At 38.3% G+C, this 1,850-nt stretch carries 2 protein-coding genes; both read right to left on the reverse strand.

Going from position 1 to position 1,850, the window contains the following annotated elements; translation table 11 throughout:
• Nucleotides 1-240: 240 nt before the first annotated feature.
• The gene (mobV, locus tag ACOV1R_RS15980) at nt 241-1,356 is read right to left on the reverse strand and encodes a MobV family relaxase (RefSeq protein WP_219033563.1); all 1,116 of its coding nucleotides are present in this window, start codon (nt 1,354-1,356) and stop codon (nt 241-243) included.
• A 148-nt stretch (nt 1,357-1,504) separates the two neighbouring features.
• A partial coding sequence (locus ACOV1R_RS15985; protein ID WP_217203473.1) for a hypothetical protein occupies nt 1,505-1,850 on the reverse strand: 346 nt, incomplete at its 5' end.

The raw sequence follows: 1,850 nt of genomic DNA on the forward strand, positions 1-1,850 counted from the left end.
GCGGGAGCTCCCGCTCAAACTCACCCCGCACTCGCCGTGAGGCAGGAAAGCAAAGTTTAGGAAACTTTGGCTTTCAGCCAATTCAGTGTCTGGGTTTGGTTAGTCAATCAACTCCTTAAAGCCTCAAAAAGGGACTAACTGCTAAAGCAGTAAGTCCCTTTAATTCGATTTACCGTTGACTGACGGCCATTAAACAGCTCCAATACTCATCAGCGGTTAAATTAAAGCCATAGACCAAATTCAAAGGCTTGGACCATCTAATTCATCATGTTGTCCCTCTGAACGCTCTTGTGGCCTCTGAGGGGCTTTTTTAGACGGTTCTTTTAATCCAGCTCGCTCTAGCCACTCATTTGGTAAGCCAACACCTAATTTGCGCTGTAAGAACCGGTCAACGCTCCGAACAATTCCTTGTAACGCATCCACTAATTTTTGGAGCTTCTCATTTTTCTTGCTTAACTCATAATTATTGTCTTTAACTTCAAGCAGTTGATAATTCAGGCTTTGATTATCAAGTTTTAAACGGTTCTGTTGTTGATTATAAATATCACTGACAGCTGCTCGAGATTCTAAGTCATGAAGATCACTTTTTCTAACAACCACTTTATCCTTGCTTAAAAAAGTAGGTTTGCTCTCAATTTCCTGCTGATCACGAGGTTTAAGTTCAGCAAGGCGTCTTCTGGCATCTTCAAGTTCAGCAAGGCGTCTTCTGGCATCTTCAAGTTCAGCTTGTATTTCTCGTTTTTTAAGCGTCGCCTTTTTCAAATCTTCACGCATAGCTTTATATTCTGGAACCGTTAAACTTTTTCGTTCCGATTCTTGAACCCCACGTTGAATATTAAAACCATGCTGTTGCAAATAAGCTGGTAATTGATCTTGAACATCTCGCAAAGCCGTGCGATTAAATACTCGTTTAGCAGATAATTTATGTTCATCATCAAAAGGGACAATCCCCATATGCATATGTGGCGTACTCTCATCAAGATGAACAATTGCATAACGAATATTTTCTTCACCAAATTTTTCAGCAAAATAATTCCTCGCCGTTTCAAAATATTTGCGGGTATCAGCCGCCGTCAAATCGGCAAAGAAATTGCTATCACTCGAAATAATCCATTCATTGACTAAAACGGCATCTTTTCTGACCGCTCTCTGACTGGTTTTATGCTCGTTAATATAAGCCTCAATATCCGTTTTGAAATGGTTAGTCCGACCAGCAACTAAATCATAATTTAAGTCAGAACGGTCAACGTCAATATCAGTATTTTTGTGATGTCGCGTTCGGCGTTGATCATGATTACCCAAGCCAACTAAATTATCAGCTTTTAATTTCTGCATATTAGCCACTAAATAACTCATTTCACCACTCCATTCCAAACAGCTAAATTTGGTTAGAGCATAGCATAGAATTCGGAAAACCTCCATGCAAGGTATAGCCCATTATACTTTACCTTGTAAAGTTTGGGCTCTGCGAGGCCGGTTTTGCCGCTGGCAAAAAAATAATACCTTAACAATGTTCATCAAAAATAAAATTTCTCAAAACATGTAAAAGTTTTCTTTGAATTTCTACAGGTTCAGTTTTTCTTTTCTCAAATTCTCTAATATAATCATCGCTTTGATCAGCACTCATATTTCTAAGATTATTACCAGATCCTCGAGTAGCTATCAATTCATAGTAAGCGAACAACGATTGCACGATTTTATCCACTATTTCAAGAATACTATTTGGAATTGCAAGAGTTCCTTCAACAAAATTTCTCAAAGCTAGTAAATCACTATTCAAATCAGGAATAGAATCTTTACCGGCATATTCTCCAATTTTATTATGAAGTGCTCCAGCTTTCTCAAAAAAA

The organism is Lactiplantibacillus sp. YT640 (assembly GCF_049745435.1).
GTDB lineage: Bacteria > Bacillota > Bacilli > Lactobacillales > Lactobacillaceae > Lactiplantibacillus > Lactiplantibacillus plantarum.